Source organism: Mesorhizobium sp. M7A.F.Ca.CA.004.12.1.1 (assembly GCF_003997835.1).
In the GTDB taxonomy this organism is placed as follows: domain Bacteria; phylum Pseudomonadota; class Alphaproteobacteria; order Rhizobiales; family Rhizobiaceae; genus Mesorhizobium.
In genome coordinates this window covers 1-2,315 of the sequence record NZ_RZRK01000914.1, presented here as the reverse complement: position 1 = coordinate 2,315, position 2,315 = coordinate 1, and the positions used below count along the sequence as shown (strand labels likewise).

General features: G+C 63.2%; 3 protein-coding genes. 1 reads left to right on the top strand and 2 read right to left on the bottom strand.

Going from position 1 to position 2,315, the window contains the following annotated elements:
* Window positions 1-71 precede the first annotated feature (71 nt).
* Together EN984_RS31650 and EN984_RS31645 are read right to left on the bottom strand one after the other, a co-directional pair.
* The gene (locus EN984_RS31650) at window positions 72-1,178 is read right to left on the bottom strand and encodes a DNA topoisomerase IB (RefSeq protein WP_127271541.1); all 1,107 of its coding nucleotides are present in this window, start codon (window positions 1,176-1,178) and stop codon (window positions 72-74) included.
* Between the two features lie 99 nt (window positions 1,179-1,277).
* Complete coding sequence (locus tag EN984_RS31645; RefSeq protein ID WP_127271543.1) at window positions 1,278-2,216, bottom strand: glycosyltransferase family A protein; 939 nt, start codon at window positions 2,214-2,216, stop codon at window positions 1,278-1,280.
* On the opposite strand from EN984_RS31645, the gene EN984_RS38370 reads away from it, so the two are divergent.
* Window positions 2,125-2,315: hypothetical protein (locus tag EN984_RS38370; RefSeq protein ID WP_206517530.1), on the top strand; the 191-nt coding region annotated here is incomplete at its 3' end. The genes EN984_RS31645 and EN984_RS38370 overlap by 92 nt on opposite strands.

Below are 2,315 nucleotides of genomic sequence, written 5' to 3'. Positions count from 1 at the left end.
GACCGATCCCGACACGACGTCGATAAAAAAATCCAGATGTAGACGGATTTGGCCACGGCCAGCCGCGCCGGTCAGCTTTCTCCCAGTTTCAGCCATCGCAGCACGAGAGCTTCCTCGTCATCGAGACCATCGATGGAGCGTTTGCGTTTGTTGGCTTGTGCCATTTCATTCAGCAACCGCCCCTCGGACCACGCTTCGAAGACCCGCGGATGGATATAGCATTTGCGGCAGACGGCGCGCGTATTGCCCAGCCGCTCGGCAACCTTGTCGATGACGCTGTTCATCGCCCTGTTTCGCTGTGCCTGGCTTTGCGGCAGTTCCGTTTGGGCAAACAGCGACGCGGCGTGAATGGTGCCGCCCCAGGTGCGGAAATGCTTCGAACTGAAGGCGTCACCGACCGCCTCACGGATATAGCGGTTGACGTCCTCGGAGCGGACCGGCCGCCTGTTGCCGTCCTCATCGAGATACTGGAACAGCTTCTGGCCTGGCAGGTCCTGTGCGCCGCGCACAATCCTGGCGATGCGGCGGTCGACCAGCTTCAGCTTCCACTCCTTGCCCGACTTGCCCTTGAAGGCAAAGCGCAGGCTTGAACCGACAATATCCACATGCCGGTCGCGCAACGTGGTCAGCCCGAAACTCTTGTTGTCGCGGGCGTAGGCGGCATTGCCGACCCGGATCATCGTGTTATCGAGCAGCCAGACGACCGCGGCGACGACACGCTCGAACGGCAGGCCACGACGGCGCAGATCGCTGTCGATCCTGTGCCGCAGGTCCGGCAGGCTCTCGGCGAAAGCAACCAGGCTCGAATATTTGGCACCATCGCGCTCTTCGGCCCATTGCGGATGATAGCGATATTGCTTGCGTCCGCGCTGGTCCCTGCCGGTTGCCTGGATATGGCCGTCCGCGTCCGGCGAAATCCACACATCCGTCCAGGCCGGCGGAATGACGATCGCCTCGATGCGGGCCCTGGTAGTGTCCGAAACTGTCCCTCCGTCCGGCCCCTGGTAGGAAAACCCCTTGCCCGTCTTTAGCCGTCGGATACCGGGCTCGGCATCGCTGACATAGCTAAGCGACGCATGGTCGGCCGAGCTTTGTGCCCCGTTTTTGGGCGCACCATCTGGCGATACAGCGTCCTCGCCAGCCGGTCGGCTGGGCGACAATCCGGATTTTTGCAACATGTCGGCTCCACGCGAATTCCGTAGATAAGCCACTGGCCGACCGCTGGTTCCACCCGCCGTCCGAAAAGCGCCTCGCGCCGATATCGCGGTGGCTGGCGCCTACAGAGCGCCTTGCAGCTTGATCGGCGGCGCGGACAAACGCCGCCGCGCCGCGAGCTTGAACCTGTAGCGCAGGCAGCGCCAAGCTTCTGAGCGCCGCTTCGGCGCGGCCGCGGCTACCGCCAGGAAGCGCGCCGCGGTGCCCAGGTCGCCGCGCGCATAGTGGACCCGGGCGATCTTGAGGGCGACAAGCCCTTCCCTGGCCTTGAGCGCCGACAACGGGATGTTGCAGTCGGTGAGTGTGCGCAGTTCCCGGCGCCAGTCCAGAAAGCGCCGCACCGGGTTGAGGGCAAAGCGGTCATCGGAACGTACCGGCGAAACCTCATAGACCATGACAGGTTGCGAGACCATGGCGAGCGATGCCTTGCTCATCAGCCGTGCCCAGAACAGCGTGTCCTCGTCATAGGCCATTCCGATGGGGAACCGCGTCTCGCCGATCAGGGTCCGCGATGCCAGAACGCTGCCCACGGCGACCGAACGTATATCGCCTTTCACATAGGCCGAGGCATTTGCCAGGCACGCAGCCTGATAGCCGTTCGGCATCTTGATCTGCCGGTCCTGGCCGTTCACCCGTCGCCGGTAGGCACCCACGATCATGTCGGCCTCCGGCCGCTCCTGAGCCTTGCGGAGCAGTGCGCGCAACCCGCCCCGCAGATGCAGGTCGTCGGCATCGATCAGGTAGACCCAGGAATAGACCGCTTCGGCCAGCGCCACATTGCGGGCACCGCCTGCATCGCGGCATTTGGCCGACAGCACGCGCAGCGGCAACGAGAGTTGTGCCGCGGCCTCCCGCGCGATGGTTGCCGTGCCATCGGTCGACGCATCGTCGACCAGCAATATCTCGCCGATGATCTCGGCCTCGCTGCGTAGCGATGCCAGCGTTGCAGCAATGGTCGCCGCCGCGTTACAGGCAGGAATGACGACGCTGATTGCTCTCAATTACAAAACCTCGCGCCATGCGCTTGAGGATACAACTACCGTCACCCCGAAACGAATACAGACTAGCGGCCGCATCGGTATTTTAGAAGCAGTCTTGTC

What these genes read in the sequence shown, in the direction of transcription:
- EN984_RS31650 (WP_127271541.1), bottom strand. Translation starts at nt 1,178, where the DNA reads ATGTTGCAAAAATCCGGATTGTCGCCCAGCCGACCGGCTGGCGAGGAC.